The sequence below is a fragment of the Megasphaera sp. SC8-1 genome (assembly GCF_024436295.1).
Taxonomy (GTDB): Bacteria; Bacillota; Negativicutes; order Veillonellales; family Megasphaeraceae; genus Megasphaera; species Megasphaera elsdenii.
Map to the genome: position 1 here is coordinate 22994 of NZ_JANFQH010000011.1, position 17788 is coordinate 40781.

General features: G+C 50.2%; 16 protein-coding genes and 1 riboswitch. Of the genes, 3 read left to right on the forward strand and 13 right to left on the reverse strand.

The features are described 5' to 3' along the window. Window position 1: 1 nt before the first annotated feature. The 3 genes from NOS26_RS03720 to NOS26_RS03730 all read right to left on the reverse strand — a co-directional run bounded on the left by NOS26_RS03720 (window position 2) and on the right by NOS26_RS03730 (window position 2615). The gene (locus NOS26_RS03720; protein ID WP_014015422.1) at window positions 2–757 is read right to left on the reverse strand and encodes an AAA family ATPase; all 756 of its coding nucleotides are present in this window, start codon (window positions 755–757) and stop codon (window positions 2–4) included. 9 nt (window positions 758–766) lie between these two features. After that, the gene (locus NOS26_RS03725; protein WP_014015423.1) at window positions 767–1018 is read right to left on the reverse strand and encodes a TM1266 family iron-only hydrogenase system putative regulator; all 252 of its coding nucleotides are present in this window, start codon (window positions 1016–1018) and stop codon (window positions 767–769) included. 340 nt (window positions 1019–1358) lie between these two features. Further along, window positions 1359–2615: a dicarboxylate/amino acid:cation symporter gene (locus tag NOS26_RS03730; RefSeq protein ID WP_014015424.1), complete on the reverse strand. Its 1257-nt coding sequence runs from the start codon at window positions 2613–2615 to the stop codon at window positions 1359–1361. Between the two features lie 174 nt (window positions 2616–2789). On the opposite strand from NOS26_RS03730, the gene NOS26_RS03735 reads away from it, so the two are divergent. Continuing rightward, complete coding sequence (locus NOS26_RS03735; RefSeq protein WP_014015425.1) at window positions 2790–2996, forward strand: zinc-ribbon domain-containing protein; 207 nt, start codon at window positions 2790–2792, stop codon at window positions 2994–2996. 2 nt (window positions 2997–2998) lie between these two features. Here the strand turns inward: NOS26_RS03735 and NOS26_RS03740 are convergent, their stop codons facing one another. From NOS26_RS03740 to NOS26_RS03755, 4 genes are all read right to left on the reverse strand, one after another. After that, window positions 2999–3247, reverse strand: a complete 249-nt coding sequence (locus NOS26_RS03740; protein ID WP_014015426.1) for a hypothetical protein — start codon at window positions 3245–3247, stop codon at window positions 2999–3001. A 496-nt stretch (window positions 3248–3743) separates the two neighbouring features. Further along, window positions 3744–4094: a desulfoferrodoxin family protein gene (locus NOS26_RS03745; protein WP_014015427.1), complete on the reverse strand. Its 351-nt coding sequence runs from the start codon at window positions 4092–4094 to the stop codon at window positions 3744–3746. A 305-nt stretch (window positions 4095–4399) separates the two neighbouring features. Next, window positions 4400–5548 carry an acyl-CoA dehydrogenase gene (locus tag NOS26_RS03750; RefSeq protein WP_014015428.1) on the reverse strand — a complete coding sequence of 383 codons (1149 nt, stop codon included), beginning with the start codon at window positions 5546–5548 and terminating at the stop codon, window positions 4400–4402. 123 nt (window positions 5549–5671) lie between these two features. Continuing rightward, a complete protein-coding gene (locus NOS26_RS03755) occupies window positions 5672–6454 on the reverse strand; it encodes an enoyl-CoA hydratase-related protein (protein ID WP_014015429.1) in 783 nt (260 codons plus the stop codon). A gap of 317 nt (window positions 6455–6771) precedes the next feature. Between NOS26_RS03755 and NOS26_RS03760 the strand changes: the two genes are divergently transcribed. Continuing rightward, window positions 6772–8232: a hypothetical protein gene (locus NOS26_RS03760; RefSeq protein WP_014015430.1), complete on the forward strand. Its 1461-nt coding sequence runs from the start codon at window positions 6772–6774 to the stop codon at window positions 8230–8232. Between the two features lie 307 nt (window positions 8233–8539). Here the strand turns inward: NOS26_RS03760 and NOS26_RS03765 are convergent, their stop codons facing one another. From NOS26_RS03765 to NOS26_RS03790, 6 genes are all read right to left on the reverse strand, one after another. Next, window positions 8540–10123: an acyl CoA:acetate/3-ketoacid CoA transferase gene (locus tag NOS26_RS03765; RefSeq protein WP_014015431.1), complete on the reverse strand. Its 1584-nt coding sequence runs from the start codon at window positions 10121–10123 to the stop codon at window positions 8540–8542. Between the two features lie 128 nt (window positions 10124–10251). Further along, window positions 10252–11238 (reverse strand): sirohydrochlorin cobaltochelatase, encoded by a 987-nt coding sequence (locus tag NOS26_RS03770; RefSeq protein WP_370687616.1) that lies wholly within the window; start codon window positions 11236–11238, stop codon window positions 10252–10254. Window positions 11239–11393: 155 nt separating this feature from the next. Beyond that, window positions 11394–11574, reverse strand: a riboswitch (cobalamin riboswitch). Window positions 11575–11585: 11 nt separating this feature from the next. Next, a complete protein-coding gene (locus NOS26_RS03775) occupies window positions 11586–12098 on the reverse strand; it encodes a ferritin (protein WP_014015433.1) in 513 nt (170 codons plus the stop codon). A 103-nt stretch (window positions 12099–12201) separates the two neighbouring features. Then, complete coding sequence (locus NOS26_RS03780) at window positions 12202–13116, reverse strand: polyphosphate kinase 2 family protein (RefSeq protein WP_014015434.1); 915 nt, start codon at window positions 13114–13116, stop codon at window positions 12202–12204. 27 nt (window positions 13117–13143) lie between these two features. Then, the gene (locus NOS26_RS03785; RefSeq protein WP_255917301.1) at window positions 13144–14487 is read right to left on the reverse strand and encodes a hypothetical protein; all 1344 of its coding nucleotides are present in this window, start codon (window positions 14485–14487) and stop codon (window positions 13144–13146) included. Then, window positions 14477–16522 carry a zinc-ribbon domain-containing protein gene (locus NOS26_RS03790; protein WP_255917302.1) on the reverse strand — a complete coding sequence of 682 codons (2046 nt, stop codon included), beginning with the start codon at window positions 16520–16522 and terminating at the stop codon, window positions 14477–14479. Before NOS26_RS03790 ends, NOS26_RS03785 begins: the two co-directional genes overlap by 11 nt. Before the next feature lie 143 nt (window positions 16523–16665). Between NOS26_RS03790 and NOS26_RS03795 the strand changes: the two genes are divergently transcribed. Then, the gene (locus NOS26_RS03795) at window positions 16666–17754 is read left to right on the forward strand and encodes a hypothetical protein (protein ID WP_255917303.1); all 1089 of its coding nucleotides are present in this window, start codon (window positions 16666–16668) and stop codon (window positions 17752–17754) included. Window positions 17755–17788: the final 34 nt, after the last annotated feature.

Sequence of the window (17788 nt, forward strand, 5' to 3'; positions counted from 1 at the left end):
ATCATTCCTTATCTTGTAATAATTTCTGAGCCAAATCGAGGAAGGTGCGGCTGATCGGCAGGTCCGGATCGCCTTCGATGACGGTCTGGCCCAAATCTTCGTAGCGGTTGATGTCATCGCTGCGGGGAATATCGCCGACGATGGACAAATGAGCCCGGTCGGCAAAAGCCCGGACCTTGGCTTCTTCGTCGGGGACATTGCGGCGGTTGAGGATGATGCCCCGGACCTTGGCATAACTGCGGTCGGCAAAATTGGCCACAGCCGTATTGATATTATTGGCCGCATAGAGGGCCATCTTTTCGCCAGACGTGACGATGAGGACCTGTTCGGCATAGCCTTCGCGGATCGGCGCCGCAAAGCCGCCGCAGACGACGTCGCCCAAGACATCGTACAGGACGACGTCAGGCTCGTATTTTTCAAAAAGACCTAAGTCTTCGAGGAGCGAAAAAGTGGCGATGATGCCCCGGCCGGCACAGCCCAGGCCCGGCGTCGGCCCTCCCGTTTCGATACAGAGGACGCCGCCATAGCCGATGCGGGAAATATCTTCGATGGATTCCGGATCTTCGTCGTGTTCCCGCAGATAATTCATGACCGGCTGGACGGGATGGCCGCCGAGGAGGTTGAATGTCGAATCGGCCTTGGGGTCGCAGCCTATCTGGATGACTTTCTTGCCTAAATAAGCGAAGGAAGCCGCCAAGTTACTGGTCATCGTCGATTTCCCGATACCGCCTTTACCATAGATTGCAATTTTCAGCATACGTGCCTCCTACTGCGGCATGGGCGGATAAATCGTCTTGGTGCTGACGTCGGGGAGCATGCCCAATTTACCCGACAGCGCACTGATGACGTCCTGCGGCGCATCGACGATGAGGCTGATGACGTTGATGTCTTTATCTTTATAAGGAACGCCCATGCGGCCGACGACGTACTGGCCATATTCATGCAGGATTTCGTTCAGTTTAGCCGATTCCTGGCGGTTCCCTACGATGATACCGATTAAAGCGACTCTTGTTTCCATATTTATACCTCCTAAAGAAAAAGAGGCTGTCGAACAGCCTCTTTTTAAGTTTGATGTTGAAAGTTTGATGTTTGATGTGACTGGTTTTAAATTTAAAAGCCATCGCCTCAAGCATCATACATCAAACCTCAAACATTAAAGAAAAAAGGACCACGCATGATGGAAGAAGCCTCCGTGCGACAGTCCCTTTTCGGATAATGGTGCTTTCGCCTCGTCTGCGCAGTCAAATCTTTGCAGAGGAGCACGGCTGCTTCATGAATGAAGTTTTCCGTCAGGCAACCCTTACGGAGCACTTATTTACCCTACTATTATAACAGATTTAGTCTAGTTTGGCGAATAATCAGCTATTTTTCCCGCCTAAGAAAGCGCGGTACTTTTCATTGAACGTGGCCTTGTTCAATTCCTTTTCCCAGCAGGCGACAACGACCGTAGCCATGCAGTTGCCGCAGACGTTACAGATCGTGCGGATCATATCCAGGAGACGGTCGATACCGAGGAGGATGGCAACGCCTTCCGTCGGCAGATTGAAGGCTGCAGCCGTCGCAGCAACGACGATGATGCCTGCACCGGGAACACCGGCAATGCCCTTGGTCGACAGCATGAGCGTTACCATGACCAACAGCTGCTGCTCAATGGGCATCTGGATGCCGTAGAGCTGGGCAATGAATAAGATACCGGCCGAACTGTACAGCGTCGAGCCGTCGAGGTTGAAAGAATAGCCTGTAGGCATGACGAAGGTGACGATGGTCTTGGGAACACCTAATTCTTCCAGACGCTTCATGGCACCAGGCAGGGCCGCTTCACTACTGGCTGTCGAGAAAGCCAGGAAGAGGATGTCCTTCAAGGCCCGGATGACGTGGAAGAAATTGATGCCCGTAAAGACGCTGGCAATGAGGGCGACGACACAGATGAACAGAGCCGTAGCACAGGCAACGGACAGGATGAGCTTCCCCAAAGGGATAAGCATGGCAATGCCATAGCTGCCAACGGTATAGGCAATCATGGCAAAGACGCCGATAGGGGCGAAGTGCATGACATAGCCCGTCACTTTGAACATAGCTTCGGCCACGCTCTGACAGATATCGACGATGGTTTCGCCTTTACCGCCGATATGGGCGACGGCGACGCCAAAGAAGCAGGCAAAAAAGATAATCTGCAGCATATCCTGGCGGGCCATGGCATCGACGATATTCGTCGGGATGATGTGTACGGCATAATCGACGAGATCGACGCTGTGCTGGCTGGCTGCAGCGGCGTTGGAAGCATTGGCAGCAGACGCCGACAAGGTAACGCCTACGCCAGGCTCTGCAATATTCATGAACAGCAGGCCGATAGCCAGGGCAATGGTCGTAGCGAACTCGAACCAAATGATGGCCTTACCGCCTAAACGGCCGAGCTTCTTAAAATCACCCGTACCGGCAATACCCATAACCAGGGTACTGAAGATGAGGGGAACGACGATCATCTTGATCATGCGCAAGAAAGCATCGCCGAAGGGTTTCAGCTTATCGCCGAAATCAGGAAATAAATAACCGACCAGGGCACCGAGGACCAAGCCGATCAAAATCTGTGAACTCAAGCCAATTTTTCTTTTCAAGGCGTATCTCCTTTTCTCTGGTAATAAAAAAACAGCAGACAAGTAAAATTGTATGCTATTTTCCCCATTTATACAAGGTTTTATACGTATCTTTTCCTCACAAAAAGATAACTTCTTGACACAGCCTGAAGAGCCTTCTATAGTATACATAAAAGAAGAACAGGAGTTGAGCTTATGATTTGTCCAAAATGCGGTACAGAATTGCGCGACGGCGTCCTCATGTGCCCCATCTGCGGCACCAAACAGGAAGTACCGCCGCCAGTCCCGCCAAAAAACATACAAAATAACCCGAAGATCTTTACTAAGACTCGGGTTATCAGTGTCATCATCGTTGCAGCCTTTATCATCATCGGCTTATGCAAGGTGTTCGTATTTAAATGAGATTAGATACGGGAAATGACAGCATCATCATCAATGAAAATGCCGTTGTTTCCCATATCGCCGGAAAAACGGTCTGTTTCCACTGAGGCCTGGATTCCCATGAGGGTATCGCGGAAATGGAGCGTCCCTCGACTATAACGGTCTCCATCAGCGCCATTAAAGCCATCAATATCGGCGCGGTTCAACAACATCTGGCGCGTATCTTCCGATAAGTCGCCCCATCTCATTCCCAACAAGGTCCGTGAAAGCATAACCATCCATCCTTTCATGTAAATTTGACAAAAGAGTAAAAAAAGAGCAAGGGCATAATGTTCATTCTCAAGACATCTTTGTCCTTGCTTTTATTCTTTGTATTTATTATATATTTCACAATAAGAAAAGTCAATCCGTTATGTGAAAAAATAATATACACACGCAAAAAGGTTGGCGGTCGTCCCACCTCTCCTGCCGAATCTAGGACATCTCTGTCTGGCTTGTATACCTTCACACCATCAGGTCACGAGATTCGTCATAAGCGACTCACACGGTTTTGCGCGTCGCAAGGCTCCTTTACTTACCATGCATTACGTGTACATCACATTTCAGCGGGCCGCCCTAGCCGGGTCGGCCCCTACGCTGGCCCCAATCGGGGCTTTTTTTACGAGCCGAGGGTTACTCGAGGCGATGAGCTCTGGCCTGCGGCCTGCGAACTGCGACCGGCGAAAAAAGGGGCTTGTCGTCGCGCGACAAGCCCCTTTTTTTCATCCATTAAAATTCAGCTTTCCAGATGCCGTGGAGATTGCACGATTCGTATACGACACCGGAGTCTACGGCTGCGAATACGGCTTTCGGTTCTTCACCGGGTTTGAGGAATTTGATTTCCAGTTTATCGTCCGTTGCCAAAGCGATCCATTCAATATGATGTTCTTCCAGCATCGGATGAGTTACAGAGCCAACGGTGACTTCCAGCGTATCACCGACGCGTTTTACGACGGGGATGTGTTTTTCTTTCGCTGCATCGACGGAGCCGACAGCAATGGGTTCAGCCCCTTCTACACTGCCGCTGAGCAAGGCCAATACGTTTTTACCTTCGAGCTGATAGAATTTTACGTCTTTCATAGTAACTCCTCCTCTAATAAAAAATTCAAGTTCTATATATAAAGATATATATTATATGTCATTCATAGGTGGTCATGAAATCTTTTGTACTTTTAATTGATATTAGTTCTTTGTTATGTCTATATCTTACATGATTTGACTCTTTTTGTCAAGAAATAATTAACAAATAATTATTCTTTATTTTTTTAATTTCCAGCAAAAAAAGAACCCCACATGATGGGCGGAAGTTTCATGTGAGGTCCTTTTTTTATGGAGCGTTTCTTATATACTTACTATACTATTATTCGTTTTTCAGGAAGAAAGGCTTATCTGAGGATAGCGCCGGAGATAACCATCTGCTGTACCTGGTTGGTGCCTTCATAGATCTGAGTGATCTTAGCGTCGCGCATGTAGCGTTCAACCGGGTATTCGCGAGTGAAGCCATAGCCGCCGAATACCTGGACAGCATCAGTGGTGACCTGCATAGCTACGTCAGAAGCGTATTTCTTAGCGATAGCTGCGTCTACGGAGTAGGATTTAACGTCGGGCTGAGCCATTTTCCAAGCAGCCTGATAAACAGCAAGACGAGCCGTTTCGATTTTGAGTTTCATGTCAGCGAGCATGAAGCTGATAGCCTGGAATTTAGCAATCGGTTTGCCGAACTGTGTACGTTCTTTAGCGTACTGAACAGCTGCATTGTAAGCGCCTTCCGCAATGCCGAGAGCCTGTGCGCCAACGCCAACACGGCCGCCGTCGAGGGTCATCATAGCGATCTTGAAGCCTTCGCCTTCTTTGCCGAGGAGGTTTTCAGCCGGAACTTTTACGTTCTGGAATACGAGTTCACGCTGTACGGAAGCGCGGATACCCATTTTAACTTCTTCTTTGCCATAGGTGAAGCCTTCCATGCCTTTTTCAAGAATGAAAGCGCTCATGCCTTTAGCGCCTTTGGATTTGTCCGTCGAAGCGAATACGACGGTAACGTCAGCTTCGCCGCCGTTGGTGTTGAAGACTTTGGAACCGTTCAAGGTGTAGCTACCGTCTTCATTTTTCGTAGCAACCGTGGAGCCGTTCAAAGCGTCGGTACCAGCGTTCGGTTCCGTGAGGCCGAAAGCGCCGAGTTTCGTGCCTTCTGCCAAGGGTTTCAAATATTTGGCTTTCTGTTCAGCCGTGCCGAATTTCCAGATCGGCCAGGAGCAGAGCATGGTGTGTACTTCAAAGCTGAGAGCGATGGACGGGTCGACTTTAGCGACTTCTTCGCAGGCAACAGCCAGGCTGAGGAAGTCAGCACCTACGCCGCCGTTTTCTTCTTCCCAGGGGATGCCGAGAAGGCCGAGAGTACCCATTTTATCGAGAATAGCGCGGTCAAAGACTTCTTTTTCGTCACGTTCTTTGACAGTCGGTGCCAATTCTTTTTCAGCAAAGTCTTTCGCCAATTTAGCAATATCCTGCTGCATTTCGCTGAGTTTGAAATCCATAGTAAATATTCCTCCTAAAAATAATTCTTATTCCATACTAAAGGTTTATAGGAAAGGGACTGTCGCACGAAGCTTTGGCTGCCATGCGAAGCCCCTTTTTCTAACAATCAAGCACTTACGCTATTATTTGCCCTGGAAGTGTTTAGCGCGTTTGTTGACGAATGCGTCCATGCCTTCCTTCTGGTCTTCCGTGGAGAAGCAGAGAGCGAATACTTCGTCTTCGTAAGCGATACCGGTGACGACGTCGCAGTTGATACCACGGTTGATAGCGGTCTTAGCGAGCTGTACAGCGATAGGAGCGTTGCCCATGATTTCTTTAGCTACCTTTTTGCAGGTATCCATCAATTCTTCCTGGGGAACGACTTTGTTGACCAAGCCGATGCGATGAGCTTCCTGAGCGTCGATCATGTTAGCGCGGAAGATCATTTCTTTACCATAGCCGCGGCCTACGACACGGGGGAGACGCTGTGTACCACCGAAGCCCGGTGTAATGCCGAGACCAACTTCAGGCTGACCGAATTTAGCGTTTTCAGCAGCATAACGGAAGTCGCAAGCGCAAGCGAGTTCGCAGCCGCCGCCGAGAGCGTAGCCGTTGACAGCAGCGATGACCGGCTGGGGCAGGTTTTCAATGCGAGTGAAGGTATCCTGGGAAATTTTACCGAATTTACGGCCTTCGACAGGGTTCTTGGTGGACATTTCGACGATGTCAGCGCCAGCTACGAAGGATTTAGCACCTTCACCAGTGATGATAACAACTTTGACCGATTCGTCAGCTTCGATTTTACCAACGCAATCATTCAGTTCCGTAACCGTTTCCGTATTCAATGCGTTGAGAGCCTTCGGGCGGCTGATCGTTAAAATACCGATACCATCTTCGTTGACGAATTTAATGTTGTTGTAAGCCATAATAAAAAACCTCCTAATATAGTTACTTAGATTTACTAACTATTTCTTAATGGATTGGCCTTGCCTTGAACCAACCTTGTGACTACAGTATACAAATGACCGGCTTGGAACAAAACAGGAAAGGCTTGACCTTTTTTGCATAGAATTAAGTCCTTGTGAATTTTTTTGTCCAAATCCGTTGTGGTTCACCAAGGCATGTGATAAAATGTACATGCTTTGGTGAATTAAATCTATACGTCACATGAGCGTATTTCATGTGTTTTACGAACTGTACGTTTTAGATAATAGCATGAACTTATTTATAAGGAGGTTCCAACGTGATTTCAGATGGATATGCATCGACGTTAAAACGGCTCATTACCTTCACTCAGGCCAAGTTCATCTCCCTGGCCGACGTCGTCGGCTATGACGTCTCGTATGTCAATAAATGGAGCAATGGCACGAAATTACCGTCTTCCCGTTATGTCGAACGGATCAACGAAGAAATGGGTCAGTACTTTGCCGAACTGATTGCCAAGCAGAAGAAAGAAGCCAAATTCTTCAAGGCCTTCCCCATTTCGGAAAATACGGAAGACTTAGGTTTTGAAATCGGCCAGTATCTCTGCGCAGCTTACCGGACGACGCTCAATCAGAGCCGCTCCCCCAAGGGGAAAGAAAACCGGCCGTCCATTCAAGTCATTACCGGCCATCACGATACGTCGGCTTTCTTGTCGGACTTACTGCAAAAGAGCATCCAAAGTCTGGAATCAGACGGGGAACTCCTGGTCCTCGGTGAATTCTGCACCTTGTATAAAACGGGATTCTGGAAGTATTTCGATGGACTGAAATTGCAGCACAAGCTGACCATCCGCGTCGGCCTGGACCTGGATAAGATCGAAGAAAACTTCGATGACTTACTCACGGTGTACCGCATCCTCGACAGCTTCCTGGACATCGATTTCGTCTTTTACGATATCCAGGATACGTCCAATGCCAACCTCATCATCCTCAAGGACTCGTTCGTCGTCCAGTACGCTTTGGACACGCAGCCCCGCTTCAAGATGTGCACCTATATCTTCGATGAATCCTTGATCGGCGACATTTATGAAAAATTCAGCTTCAACGGCGCCGAAAAGAAGCCCCTCATGTCGACGGTCAGCTCTCTGGGAATGGATGAATTAGGCTACCGCACGGCCTTCTATGCGACGACGAAATTCTTCTTCTACTTGACCATCGGCTTCGAATTTCTCCTGCCCCACGAAGTCTTCGACCACATCAGCGAAAGGGTCTCGCCCGAACAGGCCTTCTCTATCCAGCGCCTCTGCGTCACGTGGGAAGAAATCCTCAACGCCTCGGAAATAACCTTCATCATGCCGACGACGTCGCTCCTGCGCTACGTCGAATCGGGCTATATCTACCTGACCGATATCGAATACAGCTTGACCGCAGAAGAACGGAAAGATCATATAAAAAGTATCTTTGAGGGCCTGGAAAAGAATCCCCATTTAACGACGGGCGTCCTCCTGCCGACGGTCAGCGACGACATGTACACGGGCAAGGACTTATCGTTCTACTCGAACTACAAGACGGGCTTCTTGAAAAAGAACAAGCGGAATATCCACAATGACGCCGATTCCTTCTACGTCATCAGCAGCAACCGTCTCCACTCCATCCTGCTCAACGCTTTCCAGAGCATGAAGAACCAGCCGTCGTACCGCCAGTACGATTTAGAGGCACTCAAGAAAAAATACGAAACCTATAAACCCCTCATCGAACGGACCTTGTCCTTGTCGAAGTAAAAAAAAGTAGGGGCTATCGCACGAAGGTTTCTGCCATCATGCGTAGTCCCTTTTGCTTTATAGTTTGTAGTTGGGAGTTTGTAGTTTGTAGAAGAGGGTTTTAAATTTAAAAACCTTCACTAAAAACTATAAACTACAAACTTAATACTTAAAAAGAGGCTGTCTTAATGCGACAGCCTCTTTTTTTACAGTCCGCAACTCATGGCATAGTCCGCGGCTGTGTCAAAACCTCTCAGACCGCCTTCGGCGGCCAGCTCCCCTATCAGGGGAGCCTTTCTGCAAACTACAAACTCTGTGCTACAAACTATTATTTATTCATTTCTTCTTTCATTTTTTTCAGGCCCATGGGTTTATCTTCGAAGAGGAAGGCCGGCATGAGTTTGACGTCGTCGATGATCGGTTTGAAGCCCATCTGGTCGAGGACATCTTTCTGGAGGTCGACGCCCGGTGCGATTTCTGTCAGATGGACGCCATCTTCCTTCATTTCGAATACGGCACGTTCCGTAATGTACAGGACATGCTGTTTATGTTTCCGGGCATAGTTGCCGCTGAAGGTAATGTGGCCGACTTCGGGGACGAATTTCTTGACTTTCCCTTCCTGCGTGATGTGCAGTTCGCCATCTTTGATTTCTTCGCGGAGTTTCCCTGTCGTGAAGGTGCCGCAGAAGACGACGTTCTTCGTATTCTGGGTGATGTTGACGAAGCCGCCGCAGCCAGCGATACGCGTACCGAATTTGGATACGTTGATGTTGCCGTCTTTGTCACATTCAGCCAGGCCCAGGCAGGTCAGGTCCAGACCGCCGCCATCGTAGAAGTCGAACTGGGTAGCCTGGTCCATATAAGCTTCGGCATTGACAGAAGCACCGAAGCGGACGCCGCCGAGGGGAACGCCGCCGATAGCCCCGGCTTCGACAGTCATGGTCAGGCTGTCGCCGATGCCTTCTTCGTTAGCAACCGACGAAACGAGTTCCGGAATACCGATACCCAGGTTGATGACGGCTTCATTGCTCATGTTGAGGAGCAGGAGAGCTGCCCGGCGGGCAATGACTTTCTTGGCATTGAGCGGAGCCGGATCGAGGGCTTTGACAGGAATCGTCGTTTCCCCGGTCAGGGACGGATCGTATTCGCAATCAAAGGACTGCTGCCGTTTCGTTTCATCATCGACCTGGACGATATAGTCGACATAGATGCCCGGTACTTTGACCAGTTTCGGGTCGAGCGTGCCGCCTTTGACGATTTTTTCGACCTGGACGACGACGATACCGCCGCTGTTATGGACGGCCTGTGCCAGCGGTGTAGCATCGAAAGGCGATACTTCCTTGCTCATGACGACGTTGCCCCATTCATCGGCATAAGTCCCGCGGATGAAGCCGATATTCATATCCATGCGCGGATAGAAGAGCTGGTCATGGCCTTCGATGTTGATGACTTTGACAAAATCTTCTTTGGTGACGTCATTGAGGCGGCCGCCGCTGATGCGGGGGTCGGCAAAGGTATCGAGGCCGACGTGGGTAATCGTGCCTAAGCGATGAGCTGCGACGTCGCGGAAGTACTGGGACAACGTGCCCTGCGGCAGGTTATAAGCCTGGATTTTATTTTCATTGACTAATTTCTGTAAAGAAGTAACAGCGTTCCAATGGCCGAGGATGGCTTTTTTCAGCATCCCTTCGTGGGCGAAGTGGTCGCCGCCGCGGCCGTCCGTATTCCCTTGGGAAGCGGCATAGATGAGGGTCAAATCTTTCGGCGAACCCGTGTTGAGGAAGCGTTCTTCCAGGGCACTGGTCAAGGCTTCCGGCTGGCCGGAACCGACGAACCCGTTAGTCGTAACGACGTCACCGTCTTTGACGAGCTGTGCTGCTTCTTGCGCTGTAATTATTTTCACTTGCTTCATGTCTTCCATCTCCTATTTCTTCACGTTTGTTATGTTCATTTCGTGACTTCAGTATACAGAGGAAGCAAGTGGAATGATAGACGAAAGGAATGGACTAAATTGGTAGGAAAAAATTCCAAGAAGTCAAATTACTGGGCTTCCAGGGCCTGCCAGGCTTCATCTGCCCGTTCGACGAACATCTGGCGGACCGCTTCATTTTCTCCCAAGCCATGGATATAGGTTGTCACTTTGAATCCTTCTTTTTCCAGGATGCTCTTATGGGAATCGTCATCAGCGCCGGCCATATCGTTATTGGCATGGTCGCCGGCGACCATCATCATGGGCATGAGGATGACGTTCTCGATGCCCTTGGCTTTCAGCTGAGGAATGACAGTATCCAGATGGGGCCAGCCTTCGACGGAATAGATGAAGACATTGCCCAGATCAGCGGCATCGAGGCGGTTCTGGACGACGGAGTAGTAGGCATTGGCCGGATGAGGCGTGCCATGAGCCATGACCAGGATGGCATCTTTCTTGCCGATTTTCGGGAACTGTGTCGAAAAGGCTTTGACAAATTCAGCGATATCATCGCGCTGGTCTTCCTGACCCATCCAATACATCAACGGCGTGCCGAGGGTCATTTTTTTGAAATCCTTTTTATAGAGGTCGAAAATAGCCGAGTCATAAGCGTATTCCATGCCGGGGATGACGTCGAGGGACGTAATGGCCACGCGCGTATAGCCTTCTTTTTTCAACTGGGCCATAGCCTGTTCCGGCGTCGGTACGGTCAGGCCTTCTTTGGCCTTGATGCGGTCGACGATGATATGTGACGTAAAGGCGACGACGACTTTCTGGTCCGGATGGGCCGCCTTGATGGCGTCGACAGTCCGGTCGATGGTCTTCTGGCGGCTGTCTTTATAAGTCGTACCGAAACTCAACACCAGGATGGCATCTTTATTGGCTTCGTTCTGCATGGCCGGGTTATTATAGGTACGGACGCCGATTTCTGCGGCCTGCTTCAAAGCCGGCGTGGCGTCTTTGACTTCGGGGTTCAGCGTATAGCCGGCAGCAAACGAAGGGGCCGAAAAAGCACCGAACGAAGTCAGGGCTAAGGACAAGAGTAACGCTGTTTTCATTTTTTTGTGGAACATAACCATCTCTCCTTTTATAAAAAACATAAAAAAAAGGGACTGCCACACGAGGGTAAAACCCTTATGCGACAGTCCTTTGCATACTTAGTCGATCACAGTCACTAACTATGAAAATCGCCATCCCCATCGCTCGCAGGTCAACCGGTGATTCTGGATCAGGCAGTTCTTCTGGCTCGGATTCATCGTCCTGGCTGCGCCTTCCCATACGCTAACGTACAGTGACATCTTTGCAGCCTGGCTCCTCCTTACAGCGGCGGGACCGCGCCGGTTTTGCACCGGACTTCTCTATTGAGCTTACGCACCTGATTGCGCTTATGGAATTATCGTAAAACTTACAGGACTAATGTCGGAGCAACATAGGTACGGGCCAGCAATTCCTGGTTCAGAGAATACAGGCCTTTGGCATCGCTGCCGAACATCTTGTATTTCTTGATCAAATCGTCGGCATTCTTTTCTTCTTCACCCTGTTCCTTGACGAACCAGTCGAAGCATTGCATGGTCCGGTAGTCGTGGACTTTATCGGCGGCCTGATAGATCTTGTTGATCAGGGATGTGACATACTGTTCATGGGCCAGGCCGGCTTTCAGGACAGCTTTGATGCTGTCAAAGTCGTTCTGCGGTTCGGCAATGGCCGAGAAGGTAACGCGTTCACCGTTGTTGTGCAGATAGGTCCGCATGAGCATGGCGTGGTCCCGTTCTTCCTGAGCCTGGACATCATACCAGTTGGCAAAGCCGTCGAGGCCATTATCATAGAAATAGTTGGCAAAAGCTAAATACAAATATTCCGAATAAAATTCCTGATTGATCTGTTTGTTAATTAATTCTTTTACTTTTGCATCGAGCATGGCAGTACCTCCTTGAGATATATCTCAAAACCTGTACAGAACTTCATCGGTTTCCTTGAACCTTTTTTAATTATAGCATATTCAGCCCTATCGGGAACACTTCTTATTTGACCTTCTGCTCATCAATGACATTCTTGATAGTTTTCAAATCCTTGATATCGACTTCTTTCAGGAGCTGACGGAACTGGGTCAGCTGCTTTTCCACTTCCGGCGATAATTTCGGGAACTTCGGATCAATGGCCTTGAGCGCTTTGAGGACGATCTGGGCAACGACATAGCGCGTGTACCACTTGTCGTCAGCCGGGACGATATACCAGGGCGCATACTTCGTCGACGTCGCTGTCAGGACTTCGCCATAGACTTTCTGATATCGGTTCCAGTATTTCCGTTCTTCAATATCGGACATGTCGAACTTCCAGTTCTTCTGCTTGGTCACGATGCGGTCGATCAGGCGTTTCTTCTGTTCGTTTTTCGACAAATGAAGGAATATCTTGACCATAGGAAAGCCATTTTCCGACAAGTACCGTTCCCAGTCGCGTATCTGGCGATAGCGGCTCTCCCAGATATCCTTGCGGACCAGTTCTTCCGGCATGCCGTCGCTCTTGATGAGGTTGTGGATGCGGGCGACGACGACTTCTTCGTAATGGGAGCGGTTGAAGATGCCGATTTCTCCCCGGCCGGGCAGGGCCTTGTTGATGCGCCACATGTAGTCGTGGTCCAATTCTTCCGAACTCGGCTTCTTGAAGCTCTGCACCTTGACGCCAGCCGGATTGAGGCGGGCAAAGACGTGCTTGACCGTCCCGTCTTTCCCGGCAGCGTCCATGGCCTGCAGGACGATGACCAAGCCGTAATGGTTATCGGCAAAGAGTTTTTCCTGTAAATCCTGCATTTCCGTAATCGTCTGGTCCAGCAGTTCTTCTTTGACTTTTTTCTTGTCGATATCCACATCGCAGGCCGTCGGCCATTGGGCCAAATCGACTTTTTCGCCTGATTTCGCTAAATAGCGTGAAATATCCATGATGAAAACTCCTTTCTCTATCTATGTTCACCGGATGGTCTGCGGGCCGCCCTTTCCCCAGCGGCTCCGCTTGCCGTTTTTATAGTCGATGTTGATGGCCCCTATCTTGACTTTGCCGTTGACGATGGAAAAGGCATCCGTCGATACGTCGCCAAAGAACATGGAAATGACGACGTCCCGGAAGTTCAAGGTCTTTCCATCTTGAGCAAAGGAACCGGAAATGCCCCGGAACGGTACGTTGTGATAGCGGCCCGGACCGGAACGGAAATCACCGTAAATGGCTTTCGTGCCGGCCGATTTATTTTCTTCCATATGCAGGTCCAAGTCGACGTTACAGCGCAGGAAGAGGTCATGAGCGGCAATGCCGCCTTTGAGCTGAGAGCCGGTCATGTCGGCCGTATACGACTTATCATCCAGATTCACTTGTCCATGCCCTTTCATGGAACCGCCAAAGACGCTGGCTGTGACTTCGGTCACATCGAGGAGACCCTGTTCATAGTGGACCTGCCCTACGACATCGGTAAAGACCAGGGCCGTAATGTCCAGGCGGTCCATCTTCAAAGTCCCGTCGATGACCGGCGCATACAAGGGGCCGCGGATATCCGCCGACACCGTCGCCGCGTCGTCGATGTCGAGGCCAGCTCCGAGAGAACGGGGATTGCAGTCGCTCAGCAACAGGGACAGGTTATACTGTGGCGTATCCGGTTTGAAATCCAGGCTCCCGCGGATGCGCAGGGACTGGGCGTCGAGGGTGCCGGAAAAGTGACCGGCCCGTAAGTCGATAGTCGTCTCACCTTTGGTGTGAATATCCGAAGAGAACTCGACGTCGCCGATTTTAAAATGGCGCCCTGGCGCTTCGGCTTCGATAGAGCCCTGATGCAGGGCGACATGGCAATTAAAAGGACGGTTACTCTTAGGGCCTGTGACCTTGATGAAATCCTTCGGATGGCTGCTCTGATGGTCACCGGCCTTCTTGATATGTTGTAACTCCATTTTATCATTAAAAATCAAATGAATATAGGCCTGGTTCAAAGTCACATCTTCAATAGTCTGCGTGCCAATATGACCGGTCAGGATATCCCTTACTTTAACAGTAAACTGGCCTTCCGGAATCTGGACTAGCCTATGGCCGTCCTCATCGTTCCATACCAGGTTCTCAAAGGACACCGTTCCGCCCGGCGTCGCCGTCAGCCGTTCTACGGTGACCGTACCGGGAAAGAGCTGGCGCTCAGCGACGACTTGGTTGAAAATGTCCGCTGCCTTATAACTCATGTAAAAGCAGAGGCCATAAAGGGCGACAGCGACGCAGAGGAATAAGACTGCTATTTTCTTGAGTTTCCCTTTATGAAGACGATACCAATTATTCCACATGTTCTCCCGTCTTCTTGGCACTCATATCACTGATTTTCCAGGTATCTCCCTCTTTGACCATTGTCACCTGACCGTTGAAATACTGCACTTTAACTTTACTACTGCCTGGGATACGGTCCCGCGCTTTCAAAGCAAAGGAAAAGGTCGTCTTGTTCCCGCCGGAAGCGATCTGGCGGATATTGGAAACGTCACTGGACAAAGTATTGGCATAGCCCGGTGCGTAACCATCATAACCGCCGACGGAAGTCTGGAAATCAGGTGTCAGCAATTGGAAGGCCTCTTGCAGGTGATGCCCGGAAATATCCTTATGATAAGCCAGGAAAGCCTGTTTGGCGCCATCCGTCTGTTCATCGGCCAGGCGGACGCTGATGTATTCGACAGCCTGGCTGTTCTTGCTGACGGCAAAGCGCAGGATTCCCGTTTTCCCGTCATCGGTCTTAAAAGTATATTCGTAATGGATCTGGGCTCCGTATTCCGAGGCCTGATAGTCATCGCCATAGGCATTGACGACATCATCGAAAGAGCTTCCCTGATGGATTCCCCGCTTGCTCTGGGCTGCCGGCGACGACGACGTCAACATGATGACTTTGTTGTCTTTGACGACGACGTCCATATCGGTGAACTTATGGTGAACGGCCCCGTCCTTACTGTCGGAGGTACTGAGTTCCCGTCCCAGCCCGTCGTTGGCTTCATCCCAGCTTTGTCCCAGGTAAACACCGTTTAAAGAGAGTTCAGAATCGGCCGTTTTGACAACTTGCTGCGAATGGGTCCCAGTACCGGCAGGAAGGCTTTTAGGCTGACTATGGGCATACCAGATACCGCCCGCTACGGCCAGGACCAGGACGACACCTAAGGCGATGAGGACTTTGCCATGTTCCCGTAATTGTTCCTTCAAAGGCCGTTGAGGAGGCATATTCTGCTGAATGTCATGGCGGGGAACCTCAGATGACGGCGCTGCTGCCGGTTCCGTTTCCTTGCTAAAAGGGTCCGGCAAAGGGCCTGCTGAGGCATCGGGAGTCTGCAGTCTGGTTCCGCAAGAAGGGCAGAACTTGGCCGTCGGGTCGACGACGTGATGGCATTGCGGGCACGTATAGACGGATTTGCCGCAGTGACTGCAAAAAATGGCATCGCCTTCGACAGGATGGCCGCAGTACGGGCAGGTCTTTTTATTTACTTCATTTACTTTCCGCGTTGACATTCCATTTTTTCTATCTTCAAGATTGGCTTGGTTGTCACCTGTATCGTCAAAGTCAAACGATGTAAACATTTTTTCATCACTAATCGTTCCGATAGAAGCCAGCGACGAAATCCCGAAGATAAAGAAGACGGCCGTCCAAGGAACGGTATTCATGAGACGGAAGGCTTGGTAAAAGGAAGTTCCCAGCCGTTCTTCCCGGCGATAGATATAATGCTGGCAGAAAACAGGGATCATCCAGACCAGGACCAGGAGGACGGCATAGCCGATGAAAGTCCCATAACCACCACGGGTCATGCCAAACATGAGCTGGGTCATACTATAGACGATGTGGCCGACGACAGCCGCCGTACAAAGGGCACTGATGAGCCAGCTGAGGACGACGTAGTAAATATAGCGACGGTATTTGCTGATATAATGCCAACGTCTGCGATTCACATAAATAGTAGCGATGATACCCAGAATACAGAGAATGGCAGCGACAGTCCCACTGAAAAGGTCGGCAATCAAAATCAATAAAAGGTCTACAACGAAATAGCCCAGGGCCATCTTGAGCAGGTAGACTAAAGCCCGCGTCTTATAGAGCAGATAAATCATGATGACAAAAAGGGCCAGCGAAGCCAGTGTATTGAGACCGCTGAAAAAAGTCAGGACATCGATCGTCCGCCGTATCCCAACAGGGCCGCCGAAGAGGCCGATCATTTCCAGTCCCCGAAGAGCCAATTCAAACAACACACCCAGTACCGTCGTTACCACGCCAAGATACATCATGGCGATGATAGCGGTATACTTCTTGTGTTCTGTCGGGAACCACTTGCCAAAATAACCTAAAGAATCCATAGAAACACCTCCGTGCCAATAAGGGGAATTATAATTTCATGTTACACCTATTTGGCAAAAAGGAAAAGGGGCTGTAATGTTCTTGATTTTTTACAGCTTTTTCTCTACTATAAAAAGTAACGACTACGTATGCGAGGTGTTTTATGGACAAACAGCAAATGACGCGCCGGGAGTGGGTATCGGCACAACTCACGACTTGGCAGAATGTTTTGAGTGCCATCTGGATTTTCGCTATCCTCATGTATACTTTTATCCACGGTTTTAATCCCTGGGTCATCATCGGCGGCTTCGTCGTTTTTTTTATCGTTACGGCCTGGCAGATGATTTACATGATGCTCGCCTTTTCCCTGATTGCCGGCGGCCTCTGTGCCATATTTCCCTTTTTGGCGCCTGTCGCCTTCATCATCATGATCGTCCTCTTCATCGCCCGCATCGGTTTCATCTTGAAGAACTGGCGGGCTGTCATTGCCGGTCTTATGGTCTACGGCCTGGCCTTTGTCCTCTACTTCCGCATGGATTGGCTCAATACCTTATACCGGCCGATTTACCGAGGCTTGGCAACGATAGTAAACACGTTTCCTCACGTTTTCTTTACAGTCGTTCACGCGTCTCTCCTGGTTCGGGTCTTGGCCTTGACAGCCTTAGCCGCCCTTATCGCCTTCGTCTTCCAGCTCTTGTTGTATTGGCTCTATCGGAATGGTTACTCCTCGTCAGGTGCTTTGAACATCATGGGCAGTATCCCCCTGGTCATCATCGCCCTGGTCCTGCCCTTCCTGAAAGCCGCTGCCGGCGGCGTCGTCGACGGCGGCATGGCCGACGGCTTCGCCCACGATGGCGCCTTTGCCCATGACGGCGTCGTCAGCCACGAAGGCTTAGTCAAAGCGCCGTCCGGTTACCACCATGTAAACGGCTATACCCGCATCGCCCCAGACGGCCATACGGAATATGTCCACGACTACATCCGCTCCAACCCGGACGGCATTTTAGAAAACAACCTGTCCTATCACGGAAACCATCCCGTCGTAGAAGGAACGTACCAAGCTCTTCCTGGAGAAGCAGCTCACGTCCCGGCCAGCACAGGCCACTCCCTGTACGTCATGCTGGCCGGCGGCATGAAGAGCGGCTGGCGGGTCGTCGCCAACATCGGCCGCCATACCCTGATCACACTCTTCCTGGTGTATACCGCCGTGTTTCTCGTGACCGGGATTGTCGTTTACACTGTTTATCGGTAAAAAAAATAGGCTGTCGCTTATGCGACAGCCTATT

Coding starts and splice junctions, on each gene's coding strand:
- NOS26_RS03775 (WP_014015433.1), bottom strand. CDS start 12,098: ATGCTCGATGCAAAAGTAAAAGAATTAATTAACAAACAGATCAATCAG.
- NOS26_RS03750 (WP_014015428.1), bottom strand. CDS start 5,548: ATGGATTTCAAACTCAGCGAAATGCAGCAGGATATTGCTAAATTGGCG.
- NOS26_RS03740 (WP_014015426.1), bottom strand. CDS start 3,247: ATGCTTTCACGGACCTTGTTGGGAATGAGATGGGGCGACTTATCGGAA.
- NOS26_RS03720 (WP_014015422.1), bottom strand. CDS start 757: ATGCTGAAAATTGCAATCTATGGTAAAGGCGGTATCGGGAAATCGACG.
- NOS26_RS03785 (WP_255917301.1), bottom strand. CDS start 14,487: ATGTGGAATAATTGGTATCGTCTTCATAAAGGGAAACTCAAGAAAATA.
- NOS26_RS03745 (WP_014015427.1), bottom strand. CDS start 4,094: ATGAAAGACGTAAAATTCTATCAGCTCGAAGGTAAAAACGTATTGGCC.
- NOS26_RS03770 (WP_370687616.1), bottom strand. CDS start 11,238: ATGAAAACAGCGTTACTCTTGTCCTTAGCCCTGACTTCGTTCGGTGCT.
- NOS26_RS03735 (WP_014015425.1), top strand. CDS start 2,790: ATGATTTGTCCAAAATGCGGTACAGAATTGCGCGACGGCGTCCTCATG.
- NOS26_RS03790 (WP_255917302.1), bottom strand. CDS start 16,522: ATGGATTCTTTAGGTTATTTTGGCAAGTGGTTCCCGACAGAACACAAG.
- NOS26_RS03725 (WP_014015423.1), bottom strand. CDS start 1,018: ATGGAAACAAGAGTCGCTTTAATCGGTATCATCGTAGGGAACCGCCAG.
- NOS26_RS03780 (WP_014015434.1), bottom strand. CDS start 13,116: ATGGATATTTCACGCTATTTAGCGAAATCAGGCGAAAAAGTCGATTTG.
- NOS26_RS03755 (WP_014015429.1), bottom strand. CDS start 6,454: ATGGCTTACAACAACATTAAATTCGTCAACGAAGATGGTATCGGTATT.
- NOS26_RS03795 (WP_255917303.1), top strand. CDS start 16,666: ATGGACAAACAGCAAATGACGCGCCGGGAGTGGGTATCGGCACAACTC.
- NOS26_RS03765 (WP_014015431.1), bottom strand. CDS start 10,123: ATGAAGCAAGTGAAAATAATTACAGCGCAAGAAGCAGCACAGCTCGTC.